This is a genomic window from Streptomyces niveiscabiei (assembly GCF_033794345.1).
Taxonomy (GTDB): domain Bacteria; phylum Actinomycetota; class Actinomycetes; order Streptomycetales; family Streptomycetaceae; genus Streptomyces; species Streptomyces niveiscabiei.
On sequence record NZ_JARAYJ010000057.1, the window covers coordinates 1 to 23,264 of the forward strand.

Genomic DNA, 23,264 nt, shown 5'->3' on the forward strand with positions numbered 1-23,264 from the left:
CAGACGGCGCAGGGTGTGGGGGTGCGGCACGGACACGGTCCCGAAGAGCGGGTCGGTGGGGAAGCCGAGAACCTGGCAGGCCCACGCGGGGACGTCGCCGATCCATTCCGTGATCGCGGTGAGCGAGCGGGCACCGGCCAGGACACTCGCCGCGGCGACCAGGGCGGACAGCCGGTAGCGGCGGCCACGGACGCCTCGCGGGTCGGGCACCAGGTCCAGGAAACCGGACAGCGCGACCGCGTCCGCCAGCGGGACCGGCGCGGAAGTCCGGCCCGGTTGGGCCAGCGCGGTGGGCATGGGGGGAAGATGCGGGAGCGGGCACGGACTCGCCAGGTGTTCATGGGACTTCGACACTCACATGATCACCGAGACCGTGTCTGCACTGCGTTCGCCCCCTGTCCGAATCGGGATGCCCAACCCGTCTCTGGTCCAGCCCGACGTTCCGGACGAATCGCGATCATGCAATGACCCCTGAGCCTCCTGATCACCAACATTCGAGTGAAGGTTGTGCCCTGATGAACGTCAATAAAGTCTTGGTTCGCGCATTCGTGAGCGTCGTCGTCTCGATTGACTTGACGGATGATGAAGATATTGATCCGGATATCGCAACCGACATCCTTGAACCTGCTGCTGTCTTTCGTGATCTCTCGGAAGAGGGGCGTCGGGAAGTTACTTCCTTGATTCTTGAGTGCGCCGAACTGGAAGAGAACCCGGAGCGTAAGCGGACAATTTTGGAGCTCCCAGAAGCCATCTGCCTTCTCGATGAAGACTGATTCGGGGGCGCCTTCCCTGGAAAAAGGCTGAAAATGCATGAAGTCCTCCTTGGGGCGGCCCAGGGGGCTTCATGCCATTTTGGCGGCAGTCCCTTCAGTTGGTGGTGGCTCCCACTATTGGAGTGAGGGTGGCATCGTAATGAATTTCGATCCGATCATTATGGCAATGGTCAGTTGCATCGACATGCTTGATGCTGCCGAACCTGACGAGGTAGAGCCGGAGTATGCCGTGAAGGTTCAGCAGGCGATGGGTGAATATCTACAGGAGATTCCCCAGTCGGATGAGTCGGAATTGCGTGCAATGTTGCTGCGTATAGCAGATGATGCCTCGGAGGGGGAGCCGACGATTACCCGGTATCTCAGGCAATGGGCCGGTAATCTCGGTGAGTCGTGAATTCGGAGATCGGTTCTTGAGATGTGATCCATCGATGTAGCTTGATGATGTGGTTGCTCCGCCGAGATTGAACTGGGCGGGGCAACGTCATATCGATACTGCGGAGGCGAATCTCAGGGTGACTGGGTTGTTTCCGCTGGAAAGTTCGAGTGTCGGAACCCGGTTGTGTGTGGATGTGAAGCACGGAGATTGTGGTCAGTCACCCAGACGTCCTCTGTGGAGCGCTAGTCAATTGCGCCTGCTGTCGAGAATGGCGGGCGCAGGCGCAGGAGCCGGTGATCCACAAAGCGAAAAAAAGGAGTTCACCCGTCCGGTGACTCTCTGAGAATTCCGGCACATGCGCGTGTGCGAGCAGTGCGCAGCCGCGGTTGGCCAACGGGGCCATGGGATCCAACCCCAATGCTCCGGTCAATAGACTCGATCGTAGCAACCAGTACCCGAGCAGATATCGCGCGTCTACTCATCGGGAAATGGAAAACCGTTGGGCTGATGCCAATGGAAACTGGCTCGATGAGCAAGGTGGCGTAATTCCCAGGAATGAATTGACCTACGATCATGTGCCCCCTGTGGTCGATCACTTGGATTCTGCTGGGTATGACAGTAGTCGAGCGGCTGGGAATGATTACTACAATGGCCCGGATGAATCTGGTTCTGATGCGTAGGGAACTCAACTCCGGCGCGGGCGGTAGGATGGCAGCCAGATACCGGCAGGATACGGGTAATAATTACTCTCCCTAGAGGATCGATAAAATGAGCAGTGCTATGAATTTCGAAGATGCTGTGGCAGGAGTTGATGGCGCGGAACCTATTATTGGCGTGCGAGGGGCTTGGCGGTGGTCACCCATGCCAAGGTTCGTCTTCTCTCTGGCCCTGGACTCTGAGCGTGATAGTGCCTACCAGATGAACACTATCGATCACTTCGATCAAGGGCTCGTCACTGCTGTTCTTGAATTTGCGAGGGAGCGGCACCTGGCTGGAGAGGTGAAAGACGCCAGGCCCTTCACGGTCGCTCCTGGCTTCATGGCGCAATCCCATGGGTTCGATGTCGTTGTGGCCGTTCCGCCCGTGGTGCACCAGTACCACTTTGGTCGGGACAATGCATTGAGTGAACGCGTCACCGGAGTGTTTCCTGCGTACCGCTGCGAGTTCTCCGGGAGCGAGACGCTTGAGGAGGCCGTTCACCGTTTCAAGCGGATGCTCCGTCCGACGGTGGTCGGGCGGCCGGTGGCGCCGTATCTCCGCATGCGGTACGAGAACACCCGTACGGGTAGTGGCAGCCTCGGAACGTCGCGCGGCTTCACCACCACTGATGTGCTGCTCAGGGAGTTGGCACTGCTTGAGGGGGCGGTGGGCAGCTTCGTGGAGTGGGAGAACTTTCGAGGCGAAGTGTGGCACGTTACGTGGGATGGCTCCTGGTTCGTCAACGGGGGTGTCCAGAGTGAACCACTTTCCGAGATCGCTGTACTGAGCACTCTGGGGTGCTCAAAGCTCTGATGGCGGGTTGCTTCGAACCGTCTTGTTACGGCAGTTGTCGTTCTGGTCGTGGCTGGTCTTGAAGGGCGCGCTGGCGCTGGTGGCAGGCTCGTGCGATGGCTTGATGGCGGCGGCGCCAGGCCATCCATTGCAGGATGTATTCGGCGAACGATCGGAGTCGAGTACTGGAAATACGCTATGGCGAGTATTTCTAGCCTCGATCATTCATGACGGTTCGTCAGCTTGCTGACAGACCCTTTGTGGTGGGTGTCGTTGGGGATTTTCGGCGTCTGGGTAGGTTGAGTGCCCGGCTGTCGCGTCGGGTGGGTGCCGGGTTCCACGGCTCCGGTGGGCTGGTGCTGCTCGCAGGGATGGGAAGGTGCTGTTCAGCCGGGGTTCGGGAGGGTGTGGAGCCGGTCCAGGGCGTCGGTGATCACGTCGGTCCAGGGCCAGTGCTTGGCGAGGTGGAGGTATTGGCGGCGGTCGGTGGTGACGAGCCGGGCGGCGGTGGAGAACAGCCGAAGCCGCAGGCGGCGGGGCTCCCAGAGCCGGGCGGTGCCGTTGAGGGCGAGCAGGGGCATCCAGGCCAGCAGGTCGAGGGCGATCTGTACGATCTCCAGCCAGATCTGGTTCTGTGCGGTGTCGTGGAGGGGGAGGTTGCGCAGGCCGGTGGCGCGGGTGGCGCGGATGTGGTTCTCGGCCCGGGCTCGCTGCCGGTGGCGCAGTTCGAGGGTGGCGATCGCCTCGCCGGCCGTGTTGGTGGCGAAGCACGTCAGCCGCATGCCGTCGGCGTCGGTGAAGCGCAACTGGGCGCCGGGGTGCGGCCGTTCCTTGCGCACGATCGCCGCAGCCCGTTCGTCTAGCCCATCAGGCAGTCGCCGGCGAGTTCGGCGACCCAGGCGCCGTCGCGGATGTCGCCGTCGGACTCGACGGCCGGCGTCCAGGCCGAGGCCGGGACCTTCAGGACGGCCTGGTGGACGCGTCGGTGATGGTCATCCCGGCCGAGTACGACAGCCGCCTTCCGCGCTGGGTGAGCCAGGCGACGAACTCGTGGGTGCCGCCGCCGGAATCGGTGCGGATCAGTGTCTGGCGCCCCGCCGGAGCTGTTTCGGCAGCTGGGTCAGGGCCAGTTTTGTGGCCTCGATGTGGTCGGCGGCAGTGTTGGAGCCCGCGTTGCCGGGCCGCAGCAGGCCCACGACCGGCTCGCCGGACCGGCCGCGGCCGTGGTCGACGAACCCCATCAGCGGGTGGTGCCCGAACGTCTTCTTCCAGGTCGCGGCGGTGTCCTGCTTCTCGGAGTGCGCGATGACGAGGACGCCGTCGATGTCCACGATCACCTGCCCGCCCGCGTCCGGTGCCGCCTGGCCGGCCAACTTCCAGACATGTTCGCGTACTTCGGCGCGGGCCGTGCGCAGTGCGGTCAGGGCCCGCTTCCCACCCCGGGCAAGCGTGTCGATGAGTCGGGAGACGGTCGGGGCGGAGGCCACCGGCCCGAACACAGCGGGCTCCGCCCGCAGCATGCCCACATCGGCCAGACAGTTTCCGCCCAGCGCAACCGCGAGGGCGACGTCCAGGAGGACCTTCCCCGGGCCGTGGACGGCCCGCTGCTTGCGCCACGGGGCAAGTGCCGCCGATATCGCCGCATCCAGGCCGGTCTTGCGGACCGTCTCGACCAGCAGCACCGCACCGGCCTGCGAAACCACTCCGCGACCGCCGCCCTCAACGCGGACACGCGGGGATGACGTAGTTGCTGGCTGCGGCGCTCCAGGGGTTCCTGGAGGCGCAGAGAAGATCGCTTCGATGACGAGCCGGCGAAGCGACGTGGTGCTGATCCGCCAGTGCACCTGTCCCTGCCGCGACGTGGGTGGTGTCCGAAGCCCCGTGATCTGGTTGTCGCGGTTGCCGAGCCTCCGTCCCGCTCCCCGCCTTGCGTGCTCGGCAGCCACGACCGTTGCCAGGACGCCGAACCTCGTGAATCCGACGTTCCCGGAGTCTGGTACCTGGTGTGCGCGTGTCCGTGTCACCAGCGCTCCCTGCATCCACAGGGAGAGGCGAGACGGTCAACTCGCATTGCTTCACGGCCTGTTGGCTCCGTGACTACCTACCCATCGGTCCTCAGGATTCCGAGGCGGTCAAGCGGCTGCCGACACTCCTGAAGGGTGGCGCTTCGAGTCTTGCACGATCAACATGCATACCCACCGGGTACCCCTACAGGGCTGTGTGGGCTGTCGTCGTCATCTCGTTCGTGGCACGGATCGCTCGCCTCTAGCCCCTGCCCTGTACCCCATACCGAGGCAGGAACGGCCCTCTCCGCGCTGCATTCCCAGTTCTGCCGGTGCTACGGGTTTACGGCGCGCTCGGCCACACCAGTGCCATGTACGCGCTGAAGTACGCCGACGCCATCACCGCCGTGCCCAGCGTGAGCCAGCGGAGGCGGCGGGAGGCTTTTGTCAGGTGGACGGCGATCGGGAGGAGGAGGGGGAAGGCGGGGAGGAGGAAGCGGGCTCGGGGGAAGTAGACGCCTCCGCTGCCCAGGACGATGGCCAGTATTGCGCCGGTGAAGATCAGGAGCGGTACCGGCTGGCGGTCCCAGACCGACAGTGCGTAGAGGGCTGTTGCCGTGATCAGGGTCAGGGTTACGCCGATCAGGAACAGTTCCGGGGTCGAGTCCTGGCCCAGGAGTTCGCGGAAGCGGCGGAGGGTTTCGTGGCCGCCGGTCCATTCGTTGTGCCAGAGGCGTTGGACCGCGAAGTAGCCGTCCCAGCGGTGGAGGCGGAGGCCGACCCAGGTGACGTAGGCGCACCAGCCGAGGGGGGCGACGGCTACGGCGAGGGCGGCTTTGTACGAGCGGTGGTGCCGGAGGGACAGCAGGGCTGCCGCCGAGACCGCCGCCGCTACCGCGATGCCCGTGGGGCGGGTCAGGCCGGCGAGGGACGCCAACGCCGCTGCGGGGAGCCAGCGTTGGGTGAGGGTGGCGTACAGGGACCAGGCCGCCAACGCCGTGAAGAGGGACTCCGTGTACGCCATCCACTGGACCAGGGCTACGGGCCAGGCCGCCCACAGGACCGTCAGGAGGATGCCGGTGCGGCGGTCGTGGAGGTGGTCGCCGATCGCGAAGATGCCCCAGGCCGCGAGGAGGGAGGAGGCCAGGGCTACGGCCAGGCCCGTACTGGGGAGGGAGAGGTGGGTGATCGCCGAGAGGGTTTTCACCAGGTAGGGGTACAGGGGGAAGAACGCCAGGTTGTTCGCGTCGTATGCCGTACCCAGGGTGTGCGTGTAGCCGTGGGTGGCGATACCCCAGTACCACTTCGCGTCCCACTCCTGGGACAGGATCGGGCGGACGCCGTGGTGGCGGCGGTGGGCCCAAGTCGTCAGGAAGGCAAGGGAGATGAGGCGGACCGCGAGGTACGCGGCGAGGGCCGGGGCCGCGTGGCGCAGGGCGGGGGTGCGGGGGTTCGGCGCCGTCGGTGGGGGTGGGGTGGGGGTAATGAGGGCGGTCACGGCGGCGGGCTCCAAGTCGGGCGGGGTCCGGTACTACCGGTCCACCGTTCACCCGGGGAGGCGCGGGGGGTGGGGCGCGCGGGGGCTGTCGCCGGGAAATCACCCTATGGGAGCAGATGGTTGTGTGAGGGGTGAGTGGGGTACGGGGGTCAGCCGGCCGGTGTGGGGCTGAACCCCCGTAGTCCCCGTGTACATCTCAGGTATTAGATGCCTGCTGCCGTCGAGAAGTCCCGCTTGATCTCCGCGAGGAGGTGCGTCGCCTGCTCGCGGGCCGCCGGGAGGGACGCGTGGTCCGCGACCGGGATCACCACCTCCAGGTAGCACTTGAGCTTCGGCTCCGTGCCGCTGGGGCGGACGATGACGCGGGCGCCGTCCAGGGTGTAGCGCAGGCCGTCCGTGGGCGGGAGCTTGTCCGTGCCCTGCGTCAGGTCCTCCGCCTTTGTGATCGTGAGGCCCGCGAGGCTTGTCGGGGGGTGTTCGCGCAGGCGGGTCATCGCGTTCGCGATCAGGGTCAAGTCCTCGACGCGGACCGAGAGTTGGTCCGTCGCGTGCAGGCCGTGCTCCACCGCGAGGTCGTCCAGGAGGTCCAGGAGCGTGCGGCCCTGTTCCTTCAGTTCCGACGCCAGTTCCGTGATCAGGAGGGCCGCCGTGATGCCGTCCTTGTCGCGGACGCCCTCCGGGTCCACGCAGTAGCCGAGGGCCTCCTCGTAGCCGTAGCGCAGGCCCTCCACCCGGGCGATCCACTTGAAGCCCGTCAGGGTCTCCTCGTACGGGAGGCCCGCGCTCTCCGCGATGCGGCCCAGCAGGGAGGAGGAGACGATCGACTCCGCGAACGTTCCCCGCGCGCCCCTGTTGACCAGGTGTGCCGCCAGGAGGGCGCCGACCTCGTCGCCGCGCAGCATGCGCCAGTCCTCGCCGTCGCGTACCGCCGCCGCGCAGCGGTCCGCGTCCGGGTCGTTCGCGATGATCAGGTCCGGGAGCGTCTCCCTCGCCTTTGCGAACGCCAGGTCCATCGCGCCCGGTTCCTCCGGGTTGGGGAACGCGACCGTGGGGAAGTCCGGGTCCGGGTCCGCCTGTTCGGGGACCAGGACGGGGGTGGGGAAGCCCGCCCTCGCGAACGCCGCGAGCAGGACGTCCCTCCCTACGCCGTGCATCGGGGTGTAGACCGTGCGGGCCGTCCTCGGGGACGTGGGGGACAGTACCTCGTCCGTACGGGCGAGGTACGCCTCCAGTACTGCCTCGTCCAGGGTCTCCCAGCCCTCCTCCGGGCGGGGGACGTCGTTCAGGGAGGTGATCGACTCGATCTCCGCCGCGATCTCGCTGTCCGCCGGAGGGACGATCTGGGAGCCGTCGCCCAGGTACACCTTGTAGCCGTTGTCCCTCGGAGGGTTGTGGCTCGCCGTCACCTCTACGCCCGCTGCTGCGCCCAAGTGCCTTATGGCGTACGCCAGTACAGGGGTCGGGAGGGGGCGGGGGAGGAGGGCCGCGCGGAGGCCTGCGCCCGTCATCACCGCGGCTGTGTCCCTCGCGAAGTCCGCGGACTTGTGGCGGGCGTCGTACCCGATGACTACCAGGGCGTTCGTCTCGCCCTTGCTCTTCAGGTACGCCGCGAGGCCCGCTGCCGCTCTGATGACGACCGTGCGGTTCATGCGCATCGGGCCTGCGCCGAGTTCGCCTCTCAGGCCGGCTGTGCCGAACTGGAGGGTGCCGGAGAAGCGGGCGGTGAGCTCCGCTGTGTCGCCGGCCTCGATCAGTTTCGACAGTTCGTCGCGGGTGTCGGGGTCGGGGTCCTCCGCGAGCCACGTCCTGGCCCGGGCCATGAGGTCGTCTTGCACTGCGGGTCAGCCTCTCGTTGTACGTCGTGGGTGGTACGGCTGGATTTCCTCGCCCCCGCCGCCCCTACCCGTCCCATCCTCCAGGGGCTGCCGCCCCTTCGACCCCGCCGGCACCAGGGGCTTCGCCTCTGGACCCCGGGGTGGGGGGAGGTGGGGACGGCGTTCGGGTGGGTGGGTGGTGCATCGGCCCTGAAAGGGCCTCGTCCTCAAACGCCGGACGGGCTGGATGTGCCGGACCAGCGTTGAAGAGGTGCCCTCCGAGGGCGAAGAGGTGTCGTCCGGGGTTGAGGAGGTGTCGTCCGGGGTTGAGGAGGTGCCGTCCGAGGGTGAAGAGGTGTCGTCCGGCGCGGGGAGTGGTTCTGGTCTGCTGGGGAAGGCCGTTCTCGTGCGGAGTGTTCTCGGTCTCCGGTTCGCCCTGCTCGCAGCTTCGGTCTCAGGTGCCGGAGTCATCGCGTCGTCCGGCACCTCGAACCCCTCCCCCTCAGGTACTACAGCCGGCCCAGTACCTGTGTCAGCAGGTCGCCCATGCGGGCCGCGCTGTCCCTGCCTGCCTGGAGGACTTCCTCGTGGTTCAGGGGTTCGCCGGTCATGCCGGCGGCGAGGTTGGTGACCAGGGAGATGCCGAGGACCTCGGCGCCTGCCTCGCGGGCGGCGATGGCCTCCAGGACCGTGGACATGCCGACCAGGTCCGCGCCGATGACGCGGGCCATGCGGATTTCCGCGGGGGTCTCGTAGTGGGGGCCGGGGAACTGGGCGTAGACGCCTTCCTCCAGGCTCGCGTCGATCTCCTTGCAGAGGGCGCGCAGGCGGGGGGAGTAGAGGTCGGTGAGGTCGACGAAGTTCGCGCCGACGATGGGGGACGTCGCCGTGAGGTTGATGTGGTCGCTGATCAGGACCGGCTGGCCGGGGCGCATGCCCTCGCGGAGGCCGCCGCAGCCGTTGGTGAGGACGATCGTCTTGCAGCCGGCGGACACCGCGGTGCGGACTCCGTGGGCCACGGAGGCGACCCCGCGGCCCTCGTAGTAGTGCGTACGGCCGAGGAAGACCAGTGCGCGCTTCTCCCCGATGCGGTACGAGCGGATCTTGCCGCCGTGGCCCTCGACGGCGGGCGGCGGGAAGCCGGGGAGCGCCGTGACCGGGAACTCCGCGTCGGGCGCGCCGAGCGCGTCGACGGCCGGCGCCCAGCCGGAGCCCATCACGAGGGCGACGTCATGCGTCTCGGCACCCGTCAGCTCACGCAGCCGCGCGGCTGCGCTGTCGGCGGCGGTGTAGGGGTTGCCCTGAATGTCGTCCGGGATGTCGTCCGGCAGAAGAGATGCGTTCACGCGGATGAGCGTAGCCGGTCTGTGCCTACGCGCGTAGATGACAGACCTTACGGCTCGACGATCGTTGTCTTGTCGTTTCCGGCCAACTCCGGTCGGACGTGATCAGCGGAGCGTCAGCAGGGGCGCTTCCGCAGCTCCATCACGTAGTCGTGCGGCGCCCCCGCCGACTCCGCCGCGTCCGCGATCTCCCCGAGGTACCGGGCGGACGGGAGACCCCCCTCGTACCCGTTGAGAACGTATGTCCACGCGCCCTCTTCCCCTTCCAGGGTGTGGACGCGAATACGTGTACGGCGGTAGATCCCGAGGCCGGTGCCCTCCCAGCGGTCGAGGGACTCCTCGTCCATGGGGGCGATGTCGTACAGCCCGACGAATACCTGAGAGCCAGGCTCCTCGACGATCGTCGCCAGTGCGCCCTCCCAGCCCATCTGCTCGCCGCCGAAGGTGAGCCGCCAGCCGTTCAGCCAGCCCGTCGCACGCAGCGGAGAGTGGGGAGCGCGGCGGGTCATCAGCCGCGCGTCGAGGTTGCCGGCGTACGCGGCGTAGAGCGACATGGGGGAGAGGGTACGGCAGTGGCGTCGGGGGCCGGATGCGAAGCCGTAGTACCCGTGGCTCCCGGGTATCGGTGCCGCCGGTCGTACCGGCCCGTAGTCCACCCGGCCCCCCGATTCCCGCCTCTCCCGTCGCGTACGGGACAATGGGGTACGTGACTCGGATCGTGATCATCGGTGGTGGGCCCGGCGGGTATGAGGCGGCGCTGGTGGCCGCGCAGCTCGGGGCGGAGGTGACCGTCGTCGACTGCGACGGTCTGGGCGGTGCGTCGGTGCTCACCGACTGCGTGCCGTCCAAGACGCTCATCGCCACGGCGGAGGTGATGACGACCTTCGACTCCTCGTACGAGGAGCTGGGGATCATCGTCGCCGACGACACCCCGCCCCTGGAGCAGGCCGCCCGGGTCGTCGGCGTGGACCTCGGCAAGGTCAACCGCCGGGTGAAGCGCCTCGCGCTCGCGCAGTCGCACGACATCACCGCGTCGGTGACGCGCGCCGGCGCGAAGGTGATGCGCGGCCGGGGCCGCCTGGAGGGCATGCAGGCCCTCGACGGCTCCCGCAAGGTCGTCGTCACGACCGCCGACGGGAGCGAGCAGACGCTCACCGCCGACGCCGTACTCATCGCGACGGGCGGTCACCCCCGAGAGCTACCCGACGCACAGCCCGACGGCGAGCGGATCCTCAACTGGACGCAGGTCTACGACCTGACCGAGCTGCCCGACGAGTTGATCGTCGTCGGCTCCGGTGTCACCGGCGCGGAGTTCGCCGGGGCGTACCAGGCGCTCGGCTCGAAGGTCACCCTCGTCTCGTCGCGCGACCGGGTACTACCCGGGGAGGACCCGGACGCCGCGGCCGTCCTGGAGGAGGTCTTCCGGCGGCGCGGCATGAACGTCATGGCCCGCTCGCGCGCCGAGTCCGCGAAGCGGGTCGGCGACCGGGTCGAGGTGACGCTCGCGGACGGCCGTGTCATCACCGGCAGCCACTGCCTGATGGCCGTCGGCGCGATCCCCAACAGCGCCGGGCTCGGTCTGGAGGAGGCCGGCGTCAAGGTCCGCGAGTCCGGGCACATCTGGACCGACAAGGTGTCCCGCACTACAGCTCCGGGGGTATACGCCGCCGGTGACGTCACCGGCGTCTTCGCCCTCGCCTCGGTCGCCGCGATGCAGGGCCGTATCGCCATGTACCACTTCCTCGGCGACGCGGTGGCCCCCCTCAACCTCAAGACGGTCTCCTCGAACGTCTTCACCGACCCCGAGATCGCGACCGTCGGCTACAGCCAGGCCGACGTCGACGCGGGCAAGATCGACGCGCGCGTCGTCAAGCTGCCGCTGCTGCGCAACCCCCGCGCGAAGATGCAGGGCATCCGCGACGGCTTCGTCAAGATCTTCTGCCGGCCCGGTACGGGGATCGTCGTCGGCGGCGTCGTCGTCGCGCCGCGCGCTTCGGAACTGATCCACCCCATCTCGATCGCCGTCGACAACAATCTGACGGTCGAACAGATCGCGAACGCGTTCACCGTGTACCCCTCCCTGTCGGGCTCGATCGCCGAGGTGGCGCGCCAGCTGCACACGCGGAAGGCGGCCGGCGAGGGCTGACGGCCGGAACCAACTCCCCGTCCGTCACGGGGAGTTGCCAGGCATACGGGAGGCGGGGGGCGGGTAGTCGGCCCCCTATACCACTTCACCCACTCCTGTGCGAACAACTTCTGTTATTCGGCGCAAACACCTGAAAACAGACGGTCGCCCGCGTTACTGTCAGTTTCGTGTTCGCTGCTGAACGTCGCCAATTGATCCTCGAAATGGTGCGAGCGAACGGGGCCGTGTCGCTCCGTGAGCTCGCCCGCGTCGTCCAGACCTCCGAAGTGACCGTACGGCGGGACGTGCGCGCGCTGGAGGCAGAAGGACTCCTCGACCGCCGGCATGGCGGTGCGGTACTGCCGGGTGGATTCACGCGAGAATCCGGCTTTCCGCAAAAGTCCCATCTCGCGACCGCCGAGAAGACGGCCATCGCCGATCTCGCGGCGGGATTCGTCCAGGAGGGCGAGGCCATCGTCGTCGGGGCCGGTACGACCACGCAGGAGCTGGCCCGCCGGCTCGCGCGGGTTCCCGGGCTGACCGTGGTCACCAACTCCCTTCTCGTCGCACAGGCGTTGGCCCACGCGAATCGGGTGGAGGTCGTCATGACCGGTGGGACCCTGCGCGGGTCCAATTACGCGCTCGTCGGGAGCGGGGCGGAACAGTCCCTCCAAGGGCTGCGGGTCTCCCGGGCGTTCCTCTCCGGGAGCGGGCTGACCGCCGAGCGGGGGCTCTCCACGTCCAACATGCTGTCCGCGTCCGTCGATCGCGCGCTCGTGCAGGCCGCCGCGGAGGTCGTAGTCCTCGCGGATCACACCAAGTTGGGCACCGACACGATGTTCCAGACGGTGCCGACCGATGTCATCACGCGGCTCGTCACCGACGACCCTCCCGCCCACGACGACCGTGCGGCAACGGAGTTGCAGGCGCTGGCCGATCAGGGCGTGCAGATCGCTGTCGCCGGTTCCGCGGGGGCCTCCGGCGGTGAGGCGGTTCCTGCTCGGCAGCATCCGCCGCAACGCCGGGATGTCGCGCTGCCCACCCCTCGCAGGGGGCAACTGCCCGGCTCTGCCGGGGGGTTGAGGGCGGCTGCGGTGATGGGGGAGCAGCCGCAGAGTGAGAGGGCGCGGGTCGCGGACCTCAGGCGCAGTAGGTAGGGGCGGGTTCTGAGGGGTGCGCGGCTGACCGTCCGTCGTGGCTGGTCGCGCAGTTCCCCGCGCCCCTGAAAGCCATGCAGTCACCCGGAGTTGAACACTTCACCCCGGCAACACACACGCCCCTGAAGAACGCTGCGTAGCAGCCGTTCTTCAGGGGCGCGGGGAACTGCGCGACCAGCCACCGCGGCGGGGCAGACTCGTACGATCCGAGCCCACCCCCCCCCGCTAGCGAGCCATGCTCAGTCCTTGATCTCGCAGATCGCCGCCCCGGACGTCAACGACGCCCCGACCTCCGCCGACAGCCCCTTGATCACGCCCGCCTTGTGGGCGTTCAGCGGCTGCTCCATCTTCATCGCCTCCAGGACGACCACGAGGTCACCCTCCTTGACCTCCTGCCCCTCCTCGACGGCGACCTTGACGATGGTGCCCTGCATCGGGGACGCGAGGGTGTCACCGGAGGCGACCGGCCCCGACTTCTTCGCCGCCCGGCGCTTCGGCTTGGCCCCGGCCGCGAGGCCCGTACGCGCCAGGGACATGCCGAGGGAGACGGGCAACGACACCTCAAGCCGCTTGCCGCCCACCTCGACGACGATGGTCTCGCGGTCGGCGTCGTCGTCGGCCTCCGTGTCGGCCGGCGCCGAGAACGCGGGGATCTCGTTGACGAACTCGGTCTCGATCCACCGCGTGTGGACGGTGAACGGCTCGCTGGAGCCGGTGAGTTCGGGGGCGAACGCCGGGTCGCGAACCACCGTACGGTGGAAGGGAATCGCCGTGGCCATCCCCTCGACCTGGAACTCCTCCAGCGCACGGGCCGCGCGCTGCAAGGCCTGTTCGCGGGTGGCGCCGGTGACGATGAGCTTGGCGAGGAGCGAATCCCACGCGGGCCCGATGACCGACCCGGACTCGACGCCCGCGTCGAGGCGCACCCCGGGTCCGGACGGCGGCGCGAACGTCGTCACCGTGCCCGGCGCGGGCAGGAAGCCGCGGCCGGGGTCCTCGCCGTTGATGCGGAACTCGAAGGAGTGGCCCCGCAGTTCGGGGTCGCCGTAGCCGAGTTCCTCGCCATCGGCGATGCGGAACATCTCGCGGACGAGGTCGATGCCGGCGACCTCCTCGGTGACCGGATGTTCCACCTGGAGACGGGTGTTGACCTCCAGGAAGGAGATCGTGCCGTCGAGCCCGACGAGGAACTCGACGGTACCGGCGCCGACATAGCCGGCCTCGCGGAGGATCGCCTTGGACGACGAGTACAGCTCGGCGACCTGAGCGTCCGTCAGGAACGGCGCGGGCGCCTCCTCGACGAGCTTCTGGTGGCGCCGCTGGAGCGAGCAGTCACGCGTGGACACGACGACGACGTTGCCATGCGAGTCGGCGAGGCACTGCGTCTCGACGTGCCGCGGCTTGTCGAGGTAGCGCTCGACGAAGCACTCCCCGCGCCCGAAGGCGGCGACGGCCTCGCGCACGGCGGACTCGTACAGCTCCGGCACCTCTTCGAGCGTACGGGCGACCTTCAGCCCGCGCCCGCCACCGCCGAACGCGGCCTTGATCGCGATCGGCAGCCCGTGCTCCTCGGCGAACGCGACGACCTCGTCGGCGCCGGAGACGGGGTCGGGCGTACCCGCGACGAGCGGCGCGCCCGCGCGCTGGGCGATGTGCCGGGCGGCGACCTTGTCACCGAGGTCGCGGATGGCCTGCGGCGGCGGGCCGATCCAGACCAGGCCCGCGTCGAGGACGGCCTGCGCGAAGTCGGCGTTCTCGGACAGGAACCCGTACCCGGGGTGGATGGCGTCCGCGCCGGACTCCCGGGCCGCGTTCAGCACCTTCTCGATGTCGAGATAGCTGCTCGCCGGGGTGTCACCGCCCAGGGCGAACGCCTCATCCGCGGCGCGGACATGCAGCGCGTCCCGGTCCGGGTCGGCGTAGACGGCCACGCTGGCGATACCGGCATCCCGGCACGCGCGGGCCACGCGGACTGCGATTTCGCCACGGTTGGCGATGAGCACCTTGCGCACGATTGAGGCTCCCTCCTGGAAACAAGCCGAGTTTAGGGACTGCCGACACGGCGCATCGACCCGTCCCCAAAGGTGAGCTTGCCCACACAGAGCGTGACGCCAGGCTCGCTCGACCCGCGAAATCCCTTGTTGTACGGCCGTACGCAGGACTCCTCGGAAAACCCTAGCCCGCCCATGTGGTCAAGGTCTCTGTGAAGGCGTGCTGCGGCCCACTCCGTTTCTTTGTCGGGTCCCTACGAACGGCGCTCCGGATCTTTGCGCCGGCACGAACCATTGTCCTGAGCTTTACCAGTCAGTAGCGTTCCTGATGGCCCGAACGTACGTCGGGTAGGAGCAGAATCGCTCCAGCACGGGTCGAAAGCAGGTGGTGACGATGGTCCGCAGGCCGGTGGCATGGGTGGTCGCGGTCGTCCTCCTCGCGGAGGCGTTCGGCGTCGCGCTCCTGAACTGGATCCTCGGGACGCTCGTCGGCCGCCAGCACATGTCCCTCGCGGGCCTCGACCCGGACGTGATGGCGAACTCCTCGAAGATCTCCGGCTTCGTCTTCGCCGCCTACTTCGCCTTCTGCGCGCTCGTCGCGCTCCTGGTCGCGATCCGCGGCCACCGCCCGGCGGGCCTCGGCCGCGTCCTGCTGATCAGCGCGGCCGTCGTCCACGGCCTGCTGGCCGCCGTCGCCTGGGGCCTGGCCGGCGCGACGGCCTTCGCCTCGATGATCGTGGTCATGGCCCTGATCGTGCTGCTGCTGATGACGCACGACGGGGTGGGGTACGAGGACGGCGCGCCGAAGTCCGAGGGGAACCCGGGGCCCCTCACGCCTCCGTCGGTGCCCACAACTCCGTGATGCCGATGCCCAGTTCGCCGAGCAACCGGCGAACGAGCGGCAGGCTCAGGCCGATCACGTTGCCGTGGTCGCCGTCGATGCCGTCGATGAACGGCGCCGAGCGGCCGTCGAGCGTGAACGCCCCGGCGACGTAAAGGGGTTCGCCCGTCGCGACGTACGCCGCGATCTCGTCGTCCGTCGGTTCGCCGAAGCGGACGACCGTGGAGGCGACGGCCGACGTCCAGCGGCCGTCGGCGTACACGCAGTGCCCGGTCTGGAGGGTGCCCGCGCGGCCCCGCATCGACTTCCAGCGGGCGGTGGCCTCCTCGGCGTCGGCGGGCTTGCCGAGCGCCTCGCCGTCGAGGTCGAGGACCGAGTCGCAGCCGATCACCACCGCCCCCTTGGCCTCCGGGCGGGCGGCGACCACGGACGCCTTGGCCTCCGCGAGGGCCCGCGCCAGCTCGGCGGGGGTGGGGGCGGTGATCGCGTCCTCGTCGACGCCGCTCACGATCTTCTCGGGCGCGAAGCCGGCGTCCCGCAGCAGTTTGAGGCGGGCCGGGGACTGGGAGGCGAGGATCAAGCGGCGAGTCATGGGAATCAGCGTATCCGTGACGGTTCGGCGCCTCATCTCAGGCCGATCACGAACATCGCCAGCACCATGGCCGCCGCCATGAGGAACCCCAGTCTGCGCAACATGACCTGCATGTCGCGCAGTTCCTTGGGGGGTTCGTTCTCAGGGTCGGACCACAGCATGATGTCCAGGGTGCGACGGAAAGGTGGAGAAGACCTGAGTACTAGTACTCAAGTCTTCCGCTTACCGGGTCACACCCGTCTGGTCACTTCGGCCAGTACGTCCGCGCCCACGCCGTGGCCCCCGCCCGGGGCACGCCCCGCTCGGCGATCCGCGCCGGGTCCGACCACGCGTCCTTCACCCGGGGGGCGTCGGTCTCAGGTACTACCGACGCCCTGGCCCGGACCACCGCGAGTGCGGCGGCCAACTCCTCCGGGGTCGGGTTCCCCCGTACGACCTTGATGTTCACAGCGGCTCCTGATCGGCTGGCTCTAGAGGGGGATGTTGCCGTGCTTCTTCGGGGGCAGCGACTCCCGCTTCGTCCGCAGCTGCCGCAGCCCGCGTACGACGTGCCGCCGCGTGTCCGACGGCATGACCACCGCGTCGATGTACCCGCGCTCGGCGGCGATGTACGGGTTGAGGAGGGTGTCCTCGTACTCCTGGATGAGGCGCGCGCGCACCGCCTCGACGTCCTCGCCGTTGGCCTCCGCTTCGGCGATCGTGCGCCGGTGCAGGATGTTGACGGCGCCCTGCGCGCCCATGACGGCGATCTGCGCGGTCGGCCAGGCGAGGTTGAGGTCGGCGCCGAGGTGCTTGGACCCCATCACGTCGTACGCGCCGCCGTACGCCTTGCGGGTGATGACGGTGATGAGGGGGACCGTCGCCTCCGCGTACGCGTAGATCAGCTTGGCGCCCCGGCGGATGATGCCGTCGTGCTCCTGGTCGACGCCGGGCAGGAAGCCGGGGACGTCGACGAAGGTGAGCACCGGGATGTTGAACGCGTCGCAGGTCCGCACGAACCGCGCGGCCTTCTCGCTCGCCTTGATGTCCAGGCAACCGGCGTACTGCATCGGCTGGTTGGCGACGATCCCGACCGGCTGACCCTCCACCCGCCCGAACCCGGTGAGGATGTTCGGCGCGTACAGCGGCTGCGTCTCGAAGAACTCCGCGTCGTCCAGGACGTGTTCGACGACTGTGTGCATGTCGTACGGCTGGTTCGCGGAGTCCGGGACGAGGGTGTCGAGCTCCAAGTCCTCGTCGGTGACGGCGAGATCGGCCTCCTCGGGGAAGACCGGCGCCTCGGAGAGGTTGTTGGACGGCAGGTACGACAGCAGCTGCTTGACGTACTCGACGGCGTCCTTCTCGTCCCCGGCCATGTGATGGGCCACGCCCGACACGGAGTTGTGCGTCCGCGCGCCGCCCAGCTCCTCGAAGCCGACGTCCTCGCCGGTCACCGTCTTGATGACGTCCGGGCCCGTGATGAACATGTGCGAGGTCTGGTCGACCATCACCGTGAAGTCGGTGATCGCCGGCGAGTAGACCGCTCCACCCGCGCACGGGCCGACGACCAGGCTGATCTGGGGGATGACCCCGGAGGCATGGGTATTACGCCGGAAGATCTCCCCGTACGCCCCCAGCGAGGCGACCCCCTCCTGGATGCGCGCGCCGCCCGAGTCGTTGATCCCGATCACCGGGCAGCCCGTCTTCAGCGCGAAGTCCATGACCTTCACGATCTTCTGGCCGTACGTCTCGCCCAGCGCGCCGCCGAACACGGTGAAGTCCTGCGAGAACACGGCGACCGGACGGCCGTCGACCGTGCCGTACCCGGTGACGACCCCGTCGCCGTACGGCCGGTTCCGCTCCAGGCCGAAGTTGGTCGAGCGGTGCCGGGCGAACTCGTCCAGCTCGACGAACGAGCCCTCGTCCAGCAGGAGTTCGATCCGCTCACGGGCCGTCAGCTTGCCCTTCGCATGCTGCTTCTCGACAGCCCGCTCCGACCCGGCGTGCGTCGCCTCCTCTACCCGGCGCTGGAGATCCGCGAGCTTCCCCGCGGTCGTGTGGATGTCGATCTCGTGACGCGTTTCCGGCTCGGACATCGGGATGCGGCTCCCTGCCTGCTCAAGAGGGGGACGGTTACTCGTTCGTAGAGTAGTGGTGCGCCTACGGGTCAGCAGTGCGGCGTTGGCCACACCTAGGGTGGGTGGTATGACACCCCGCGACGCCGCAGACCCGAGCCCCTGGTCCGACCTCGAACGCCCCCCGCTGAACGTGACAGCGCTCCGCCGGGGGCTGATCCGCGAGGGTGGGTTGTGGCGGGAGGTCCGTGTGGTCCGGCAGACGGGGTCCACGAACACGGACCTCGCGTCTTCCGCCGACGGGACGGCCGAGGGCACGGTCCTCATCGCCGAGGAGCAGACCGCGGCGCGGGGCCGCCTGGACCGCCGCTGGACGGCTCCGCCGCGCTCGGGCCTCTTCTTCTCGGTCCTCCTGCGTCCCTCTCAGGTACCGGTCCACCGCTGGGGCTGGCTTCCCCTCTTGACCGGCGTGGCCGTCGCGACGGGGCTGTCGAGGTCGGCCGGGGTGGACACGTCCCTGAAATGGCCCAACGACCTGCTGGTAAAGGTCGGGGGCGAGGAACGCAAGGCGGGCGGCATCCTCGCGGAGCGCGCGGGCAAGGACGCGGTGGTCATCGGCGTAGGCATCAACATCACCCTCAAGGCTGACGAACTCCCCGTACCCCAGGCGGGCTCGCTGGCCCTCGCCGGAGCGGTGAGCACGGACCGCGACCCCCTCCTGAGGGCCGTACTCCGCTCCCTGGAGGAGTGGTACGGCAAATGGCGCGAGGCAGAGGGCGACCCCATGGCGAGCGGCCTCCAGGAAACGTACGCGGCGGGTTGCGCGACGCTGGGCAGGACGGTGCGGGCGGAGTTGCCGGGGGAGAGGTCGGTGGTGGGGGAGGCGGTTGCGGTGGACGGGGACGGCAGGCTGGTCCTGGCGACGGAGGAGGGGGTGAAGGAGCCGGTAGGGGCGGGGGACATCGTGCATCTGAGGCCGGCGTAGGGGGTAGCCCCCTGGCCCACACCGACACCGGCCACCAGAAACCCGGCGTTCACTGTCCCCCCGGTTCCCCTTCCCAGCGTGAGCTACCGCACATCTGCCGTAAAGTTGACCCCGGTCGATACCTGACCGTGGCAGACCGGAAAGGCAGCAGGCGTGACCGTCGACGACACCGGCCCCGACGTGGGCGAGGACGCTGCCGACCCCGGCGAGGACCCCCTCGCGCTGCGCCTGGAGGGCCTGATCCTGGGTGCGGAGCGCCGTTACACCCCGTTCCAGGCGGCCCGCAGCGCGGGCGTGTCGATGGAGCTGGCGTCGAGGTTCTGGCGCGCGATGGGCTTCGCGGACATCGGCCAGGCGAAGGCGCTGACGGAGGCGGACGTCCTGGCCCTGCGCCGCCTCGCGGGCCTCGTGGAGGCGGGCCTGCTGAGCGAGGCGATGGCCGTACAGGTGGCCCGTTCGACGGGCCAGACGACCGCCCGGCTGGCGGAGTGGCAGATCGACTCGTTCCTGGAGGGCCTGACCGAGCCCCCGGAGCCGGGCATGACCCGCACGGAGGTCACGTACCCGATCGTCGAGCTGCTCCTGCCCGAGCTGGAGGAGTTCCTCGTGTACGTCTGGCGCCGCCAGCTCGCCGCGTCGGCGGGCCGCGTCGTGCAGACGGCGGACGACGAGGAGATGGTGGACCGGCGGCTCGCCGTCGGCTTCGCCGACCTCGTCGGGTTCACGCGGCTGACCCGCCGCATGGAGGAGGAGGAACTCGGCGAACTGGTCGAGGCGTTCGAGACGACGGCCGCCGACCTGGTCGCCGCGCACGGCGGCCGGCTGATCAAGACGCTGGGCGACGAGGTCCTGTACGCGGCGGACGACGCCGGTACGGCCGCGGAGATCGGCCTGCGCCTGATCGAGACGATGGCGAACGACGAGACGATGCCGGAACTCCGCGTCGGCATGGCCTTCGGCACGGTCACCACCCGGATGGGCGACGTCTTCGGTACGACCGTCAACCTCGCCTCCCGCCTCACCTCCATAGCCCCCCGGGACGCGGTCCTCGTGGACTCGGCGTTCGCGGAGGACCTGATCCGCGGTGGCGACGCGCCCGCCTCGGAGGCGCAGGCCGCGGAGGAGGCGGCGACGGCGGAGAAGGAGGGGGAGGAGCCCCCGGCGTACCGCTTCGCGCTCCAGCCGATGTGGCAGCGCCCGGTGCGGGGCCTGGGCGTGGTGGAACCGTGGCTGCTGAGCAGGCGGGACGGGGGGGACGAGGAGCGCTGAAGGGGTCCAGGGGGCCTCAGGGGGTCGGCTCGATGAAGGGCGTGTCCACGCAGAGGCCGATGACCGGTATGCAGATGTCGTGGGGGGCGTCGGGGGTGGGAGCAGTACTCGGGGTGTGGCTCTCGGGGGGTACGACCGTGGGGGTAGGGGTCGGCGCGGGGGACGTGGTGCGGGTGGGCGTATCAGGGGTCGGGGCAGGGGGTACCGGTAGCTCCTGAGAGGGAGGCCGCTGCGAGGCCGTAGAGGCGGTGGAGGCCGTGGATGCCGTGGGGCGGGGTACGCCGGAGGTACCGGGGGTACTGCGAGGGTCCGGAATCTTGGAGACGGTTCCCCCTGAAGTACGGCGGGTATCACTGGCCGCACCCGAGGGGACCGGTGCCGCGTTCGTCGCGAGGTCGGTGACGCCATCCGCGTACCCTTCCCGACCGGCCTCACCCGCCCGTACCCCCGGCGTACCCCCACCGCCCCCGTCCGGCACCACCCGCAGCAGCCCCAGCACCCCCGCCGCGAACGCCAGTCCGCCCGCCGCGAGGACCACCTTGCGGGGCCGGGGGCGCCGATGCCGTCCCCGGGCGCGGAACGCCCCTGTGCGGGTCGTCGCCGGATCGTCTCCCTCGTACATGTCCCCTCCCGATGGGCCGCAGCGACGGTACGCGGCGGGGTGGGAGGGGTGGCCGTGGTCCGGAGGTATGTCACTCGAACGGGTAGTCGGAGTCCGAACCCGCCGCCCTTCCCCGGGCGGGGGATGTACTGCGATGATCGCCCCGGACGAGGTGGTTAACCGCCGTTAACGATGTGACCCCGGAGGATGCCATGAGCAGCGAGGAACGGTTCGGCGAGCATGTCCTGGTCCGCCGTGAGGCCGACGGGCACGTGGCGGAACTGGTGCTGGACCGGCCCAAGGCGATGAACGCGGTCTCCACGGACATGGCCCGTGCCATCACCGCCGCGTGTAGCTCTCTGGGGGTAGACCCCGAGGTGCGGGTCGTGGTCCTCACGTCGTCCAACGACCGCGCGTTCTGCGTCGGCGCCGACCTCAAGGAGCGCAACTCGTTCACCGACACGGACCTGCGCCTGCAACGCCCGACGACCCGCGCCGCGTACACGGCCGTCCTCGACCTCCCCGTCCCGGCGATCGCCGCGGTCAACGGCTTCGCCCTGGGCGGCGGCTTCGAACTCGCCCTGTCCTGCGACGTGATCGTGGCCGACGGGACTGCGGTGGTGGGGTTGCCGGAGGTGTCGGTGGGGGTGATTCCGGGGGGCGGGGGTACGCAGTTGCTGCCCCGCCGGGTGGGAGCGGCCCGCGCCGCCGAGCTGATCTTCTCGGCGCGGCGCGTGGAGGCGGCGGAGGCACGGGAGTTGGGGCTGGTGGACGTCCTGGTGGAGGAGGGGAGGGCGCGGGAGGAGGCGCTGGCGTTGGCGGGCCGGATCGCCGCGAACTCGCCCGTGGGACTGAGGGCGGCGAAGAAGGCGCTGCGGCTGGGGCAGGGCTTGGACATCAGGGCGGGGCTTGAGGTGGAGGACGCGGCGTGGCGGACGGTGGCGTTCTCGGGGGACCGGGCGGAGGGGGTGAGGGCGTTCAACGAGAAGAGGAAGCCGGTATGGCCGGGCGAGTGAAGTGTTTTCAGGGGCGCGGGGCTGTATCGATTCGCGGCTCCGCCGCGTGGGCGCGACCAGCCGCGACGGCGCCGCACCCCGAATCCCTCGGAACCCCCCACTCGGACCGCCCCGAACCCCCCTTTCACCCCAAATATCCCTAGCCTGAACGAATGGGCGACGAAAGACACCTCGCGGCAGTGGTGAAGCTCGCGCAGGGACTCGCAGCCGCGCGCACCCCCAGGGACACCTGGACCGCCGCGGCGGACGGCGCGCGCCACGCCCTGTCCGGAACCTTCGCGGCCCTCTCCGTCTGGGAGCGGGAGCTGGGCCGGCTACGGGTACTGGTGAACGTGGGGGACAGGGCCCCGGACGAGGAGCAGTACCCCGAGTCGGAGTCGTACCCGGTCCACCAGTTCCCGGAGATCGCGGAGTTCCTGCACGAACGCTGGGCCACCGGCGGCGGGCCGAACGCGTGGGTGGAGACGGCGGAGGGTCCGACGACGGGCAGACCGGGCTACGTGCACCAGCGCGTCGCGGCGCTACGGCGGAGGGGCCGGGGTTCCTGTGTGGTCGCCCCGATCGTCCTGAACGGCAGGGCGTGGGGCGAGCTGTACGTCGCGAGACCTACCCGGGTACCCCCCTTCGAGCGGGCGGACGCGGATTTCGCGACCGTCCTCGCCTCGGTCGTCGCCGCGGGCCTGGCGCAGACGGAACGCCTGGAGGAGGCCCGCCGCCTGGCGTTCACGGACGCGCTGACGGGCCTCGCGAACCGCAGGGCCGTGGACGTCCGCCTGGACGAGGCGGTCGAGAGGCACCGGGCGGAGGGGGTGACGGTCAGCCTCGTCGTGTGCGACCTGAACGGCCTGAAGAAGGTGAACGACACGAAGGGCCACGCGGTCGGTGACCGCCTGCTGGAACGGTTCGGCTCGGTCCTGTCCCTCTGCGGAGCCATGCTCCCGGGCACGCTGGCGGCCCGCCTCGGCGGCGACGAGTTCTGCCTCCTCGCGGTGGGCCCGACGGCGGACGAGGTCGTCTCGGCGGCAGCCGAACTGTGCCGCAGGGCGGGCGAGTTGGACCTCGGCGAGGGCGTGGCCTGCGGCGTCGCGTCCACGGCGGACCCGATCGGCCCGATCCGTACGGCCCGCCGCCTCTTCCGGCTCGCGGACGCGGCCCAGTACCGGGCGAAGGCGGAACGCGCCGCGTACCCGGTGGTCGCGGGCCGCAAGGGACCCGAGGACCCCGTCGTACTTCTGGCGGACACCCCGCCCCCTACCGGCGCCGAACGCCGCCGCTTCCGGGGCGACCGCACGGGTAAGGGGTGAAACAGCGCTCCGGTGGTGACAGCGCCTTCTT

Annotated in this window: 21 protein-coding genes and 1 pseudogene; 10 read left to right on the forward strand and 12 right to left on the reverse strand. The window is 69.3% G+C overall.

All coding sequences use genetic code 11. From position 1 onward, the window contains the following. A partial coding sequence (locus PV682_RS40880; protein WP_319737580.1) for a transposase family protein occupies positions 1-297 on the reverse strand: 297 nt, incomplete at its 3' end. A gap of 218 nt (positions 298-515) precedes the next feature. Between PV682_RS40880 and PV682_RS40885 the strand changes: the two genes are divergently transcribed. From PV682_RS40885 to PV682_RS40895, 3 genes are all read left to right on the forward strand, one after another. Continuing rightward, positions 516-773, forward strand: a complete 258-nt coding sequence (locus tag PV682_RS40885) for a hypothetical protein (protein WP_319737581.1) — start codon at positions 516-518, stop codon at positions 771-773. A 139-nt stretch (positions 774-912) separates the two neighbouring features. Beyond that, positions 913-1,167: a hypothetical protein gene (locus PV682_RS40890; protein WP_319737582.1), complete on the forward strand. Its 255-nt coding sequence runs from the start codon at positions 913-915 to the stop codon at positions 1,165-1,167. An 843-nt stretch (positions 1,168-2,010) separates the two neighbouring features. Then, positions 2,011-2,661 carry a hypothetical protein gene (locus PV682_RS40895; RefSeq protein WP_319737583.1) on the forward strand — a complete coding sequence of 217 codons (651 nt, stop codon included), beginning with the start codon at positions 2,011-2,013 and terminating at the stop codon, positions 2,659-2,661. A gap of 365 nt (positions 2,662-3,026) precedes the next feature. On the opposite strand, the pseudogene PV682_RS40900 reads toward PV682_RS40895, so the two are convergent. From PV682_RS40900 to PV682_RS40920, 5 genes and pseudogenes are all read right to left on the reverse strand, one after another. Next, a pseudogene (locus tag PV682_RS40900) lies at positions 3,027-4,433 on the reverse strand (IS1380 family transposase). Positions 4,434-4,986: 553 nt separating this feature from the next. Continuing rightward, positions 4,987-6,141: a hypothetical protein gene (locus PV682_RS40905; RefSeq protein WP_319737585.1), complete on the reverse strand. Its 1,155-nt coding sequence runs from the start codon at positions 6,139-6,141 to the stop codon at positions 4,987-4,989. Positions 6,142-6,344: 203 nt separating this feature from the next. Beyond that, positions 6,345-7,976, reverse strand: coding sequence for a phospho-sugar mutase (locus PV682_RS40910; protein WP_319737586.1), 1,632 nt, complete (start codon positions 7,974-7,976; stop codon positions 6,345-6,347). 488 nt (positions 7,977-8,464) lie between these two features. After that, entirely contained in the window at positions 8,465-9,301 is an 837-nt protein-coding gene (locus tag PV682_RS40915) for a purine-nucleoside phosphorylase (protein WP_055722428.1), read from the reverse strand. Positions 9,302-9,414: 113 nt separating this feature from the next. Continuing rightward, positions 9,415-9,852, reverse strand: a complete 438-nt coding sequence (locus PV682_RS40920) for a gamma-glutamylcyclotransferase (protein ID WP_055722427.1) — start codon at positions 9,850-9,852, stop codon at positions 9,415-9,417. Positions 9,853-9,995: 143 nt separating this feature from the next. On the opposite strand from PV682_RS40920, the gene PV682_RS40925 reads away from it, so the two are divergent. After that, complete coding sequence (locus tag PV682_RS40925) at positions 9,996-11,444, forward strand: NAD(P)H-quinone dehydrogenase (RefSeq protein ID WP_319737587.1); 1,449 nt, start codon at positions 9,996-9,998, stop codon at positions 11,442-11,444. 167 nt (positions 11,445-11,611) lie between these two features. Further along, positions 11,612-12,580, forward strand: coding sequence for a DeoR/GlpR family DNA-binding transcription regulator (locus PV682_RS40930; RefSeq protein WP_319737588.1), 969 nt, complete (start codon positions 11,612-11,614; stop codon positions 12,578-12,580). A gap of 239 nt (positions 12,581-12,819) precedes the next feature. Here PV682_RS40930 and PV682_RS40935 read toward each other — a convergent pair whose 3' ends face one another. Next, positions 12,820-14,592, reverse strand: a complete 1,773-nt coding sequence (locus tag PV682_RS40935; RefSeq protein ID WP_319737590.1) for an acetyl/propionyl/methylcrotonyl-CoA carboxylase subunit alpha — start codon at positions 14,590-14,592, stop codon at positions 12,820-12,822. 373 nt (positions 14,593-14,965) lie between these two features. Here PV682_RS40935 and PV682_RS40940 point away from each other — a divergent pair, with 373 nt between their 5' ends. Next, positions 14,966-15,433 carry a hypothetical protein gene (locus PV682_RS40940; protein ID WP_319737591.1) on the forward strand — a complete coding sequence of 156 codons (468 nt, stop codon included), beginning with the start codon at positions 14,966-14,968 and terminating at the stop codon, positions 15,431-15,433. On the opposite strand, the gene PV682_RS40945 is transcribed toward PV682_RS40940, so the two are convergent. The 4 genes from PV682_RS40945 to PV682_RS40960 all read right to left on the reverse strand — a co-directional run bounded on the left by PV682_RS40945 (position 15,402) and on the right by PV682_RS40960 (position 18,079). Next, positions 15,402-16,004, reverse strand: a complete 603-nt coding sequence (locus PV682_RS40945) for a Maf family protein (RefSeq protein WP_075733099.1) — start codon at positions 16,002-16,004, stop codon at positions 15,402-15,404. The genes PV682_RS40940 and PV682_RS40945 overlap by 32 nt on opposite strands. Positions 16,005-16,036: 32 nt before the next feature. Next, positions 16,037-16,165: a morphogenic membrane protein MmpB gene (gene mmpB, locus PV682_RS40950; protein WP_319737592.1), complete on the reverse strand. Its 129-nt coding sequence runs from the start codon at positions 16,163-16,165 to the stop codon at positions 16,037-16,039. Between the two features lie 83 nt (positions 16,166-16,248). Then, the gene (locus PV682_RS40955; protein ID WP_319737593.1) at positions 16,249-16,452 is read right to left on the reverse strand and encodes an acyl-CoA carboxylase epsilon subunit; all 204 of its coding nucleotides are present in this window, start codon (positions 16,450-16,452) and stop codon (positions 16,249-16,251) included. Between the two features lie 22 nt (positions 16,453-16,474). Next, positions 16,475-18,079, reverse strand: a complete 1,605-nt coding sequence (locus PV682_RS40960; protein WP_319737594.1) for an acyl-CoA carboxylase subunit beta — start codon at positions 18,077-18,079, stop codon at positions 16,475-16,477. 109 nt (positions 18,080-18,188) lie between these two features. Between PV682_RS40960 and PV682_RS40965 the strand changes: the two genes are divergently transcribed. After that, entirely contained in the window at positions 18,189-19,043 is an 855-nt protein-coding gene (locus PV682_RS40965; protein ID WP_319737596.1) for a biotin--[acetyl-CoA-carboxylase] ligase, read from the forward strand. A gap of 153 nt (positions 19,044-19,196) precedes the next feature. After that, positions 19,197-20,312, forward strand: a complete 1,116-nt coding sequence (locus PV682_RS40970; protein ID WP_319737598.1) for an adenylate/guanylate cyclase domain-containing protein — start codon at positions 19,197-19,199, stop codon at positions 20,310-20,312. 16 nt (positions 20,313-20,328) lie between these two features. Here the strand turns inward: PV682_RS40970 and PV682_RS40975 are convergent, their stop codons facing one another. Then, complete coding sequence (locus tag PV682_RS40975; RefSeq protein ID WP_319737599.1) at positions 20,329-20,934, reverse strand: hypothetical protein; 606 nt, start codon at positions 20,932-20,934, stop codon at positions 20,329-20,331. Between the two features lie 191 nt (positions 20,935-21,125). Between PV682_RS40975 and PV682_RS40980 the strand changes: the two genes are divergently transcribed. Together PV682_RS40980 and PV682_RS40985 are read left to right on the forward strand one after the other, a co-directional pair. After that, the gene (locus PV682_RS40980) at positions 21,126-21,929 is read left to right on the forward strand and encodes an enoyl-CoA hydratase/isomerase family protein (RefSeq protein WP_319737600.1); all 804 of its coding nucleotides are present in this window, start codon (positions 21,126-21,128) and stop codon (positions 21,927-21,929) included. A 152-nt stretch (positions 21,930-22,081) separates the two neighbouring features. Next, positions 22,082-23,233, forward strand: a complete 1,152-nt coding sequence (locus PV682_RS40985; protein WP_319737601.1) for a GGDEF domain-containing protein — start codon at positions 22,082-22,084, stop codon at positions 23,231-23,233. The last annotated feature ends 31 nt before the right edge of the window (positions 23,234-23,264 follow it).

Bases quoted from the DNA above. Each gene is read 5' to 3' on its own strand.
- PV682_RS40925 (WP_319737587.1), top strand. From the start codon at position 9,996: ATGGGGTACGTGACTCGGATCGTGATCATCGGTGGTGGGCCCGGCGGG.
- PV682_RS40965 (WP_319737596.1), top strand. From the start codon at position 18,189: ATGACACCCCGCGACGCCGCAGACCCGAGCCCCTGGTCCGACCTCGAA.
- PV682_RS40945 (WP_075733099.1), bottom strand. From the start codon at position 16,004: ATGACTCGCCGCTTGATCCTCGCCTCCCAGTCCCCGGCCCGCCTCAAA.
- mmpB (WP_319737592.1), bottom strand. From the start codon at position 16,165: ATGCTGTGGTCCGACCCTGAGAACGAACCCCCCAAGGAACTGCGCGAC.
- PV682_RS40920 (WP_055722427.1), bottom strand. From the start codon at position 9,852: ATGTCGCTCTACGCCGCGTACGCCGGCAACCTCGACGCGCGGCTGATG.
- PV682_RS40895 (WP_319737583.1), top strand. From the start codon at position 2,011: ATGCCAAGGTTCGTCTTCTCTCTGGCCCTGGACTCTGAGCGTGATAGT.
- PV682_RS40890 (WP_319737582.1), top strand. From the start codon at position 913: ATGAATTTCGATCCGATCATTATGGCAATGGTCAGTTGCATCGACATG.
- PV682_RS40885 (WP_319737581.1), top strand. From the start codon at position 516: ATGAACGTCAATAAAGTCTTGGTTCGCGCATTCGTGAGCGTCGTCGTC.
- PV682_RS40960 (WP_319737594.1), bottom strand. From the start codon at position 18,079: ATGTCCGAGCCGGAAACGCGTCACGAGATCGACATCCACACGACCGCG.
- PV682_RS40985 (WP_319737601.1), top strand. From the start codon at position 22,082: ATGGGCGACGAAAGACACCTCGCGGCAGTGGTGAAGCTCGCGCAGGGA.
- PV682_RS40980 (WP_319737600.1), top strand. From the start codon at position 21,126: ATGAGCAGCGAGGAACGGTTCGGCGAGCATGTCCTGGTCCGCCGTGAG.
- PV682_RS40940 (WP_319737591.1), top strand. From the start codon at position 14,966: ATGGTCCGCAGGCCGGTGGCATGGGTGGTCGCGGTCGTCCTCCTCGCG.
- PV682_RS40975 (WP_319737599.1), bottom strand. From the start codon at position 20,934: ATGTACGAGGGAGACGATCCGGCGACGACCCGCACAGGGGCGTTCCGC.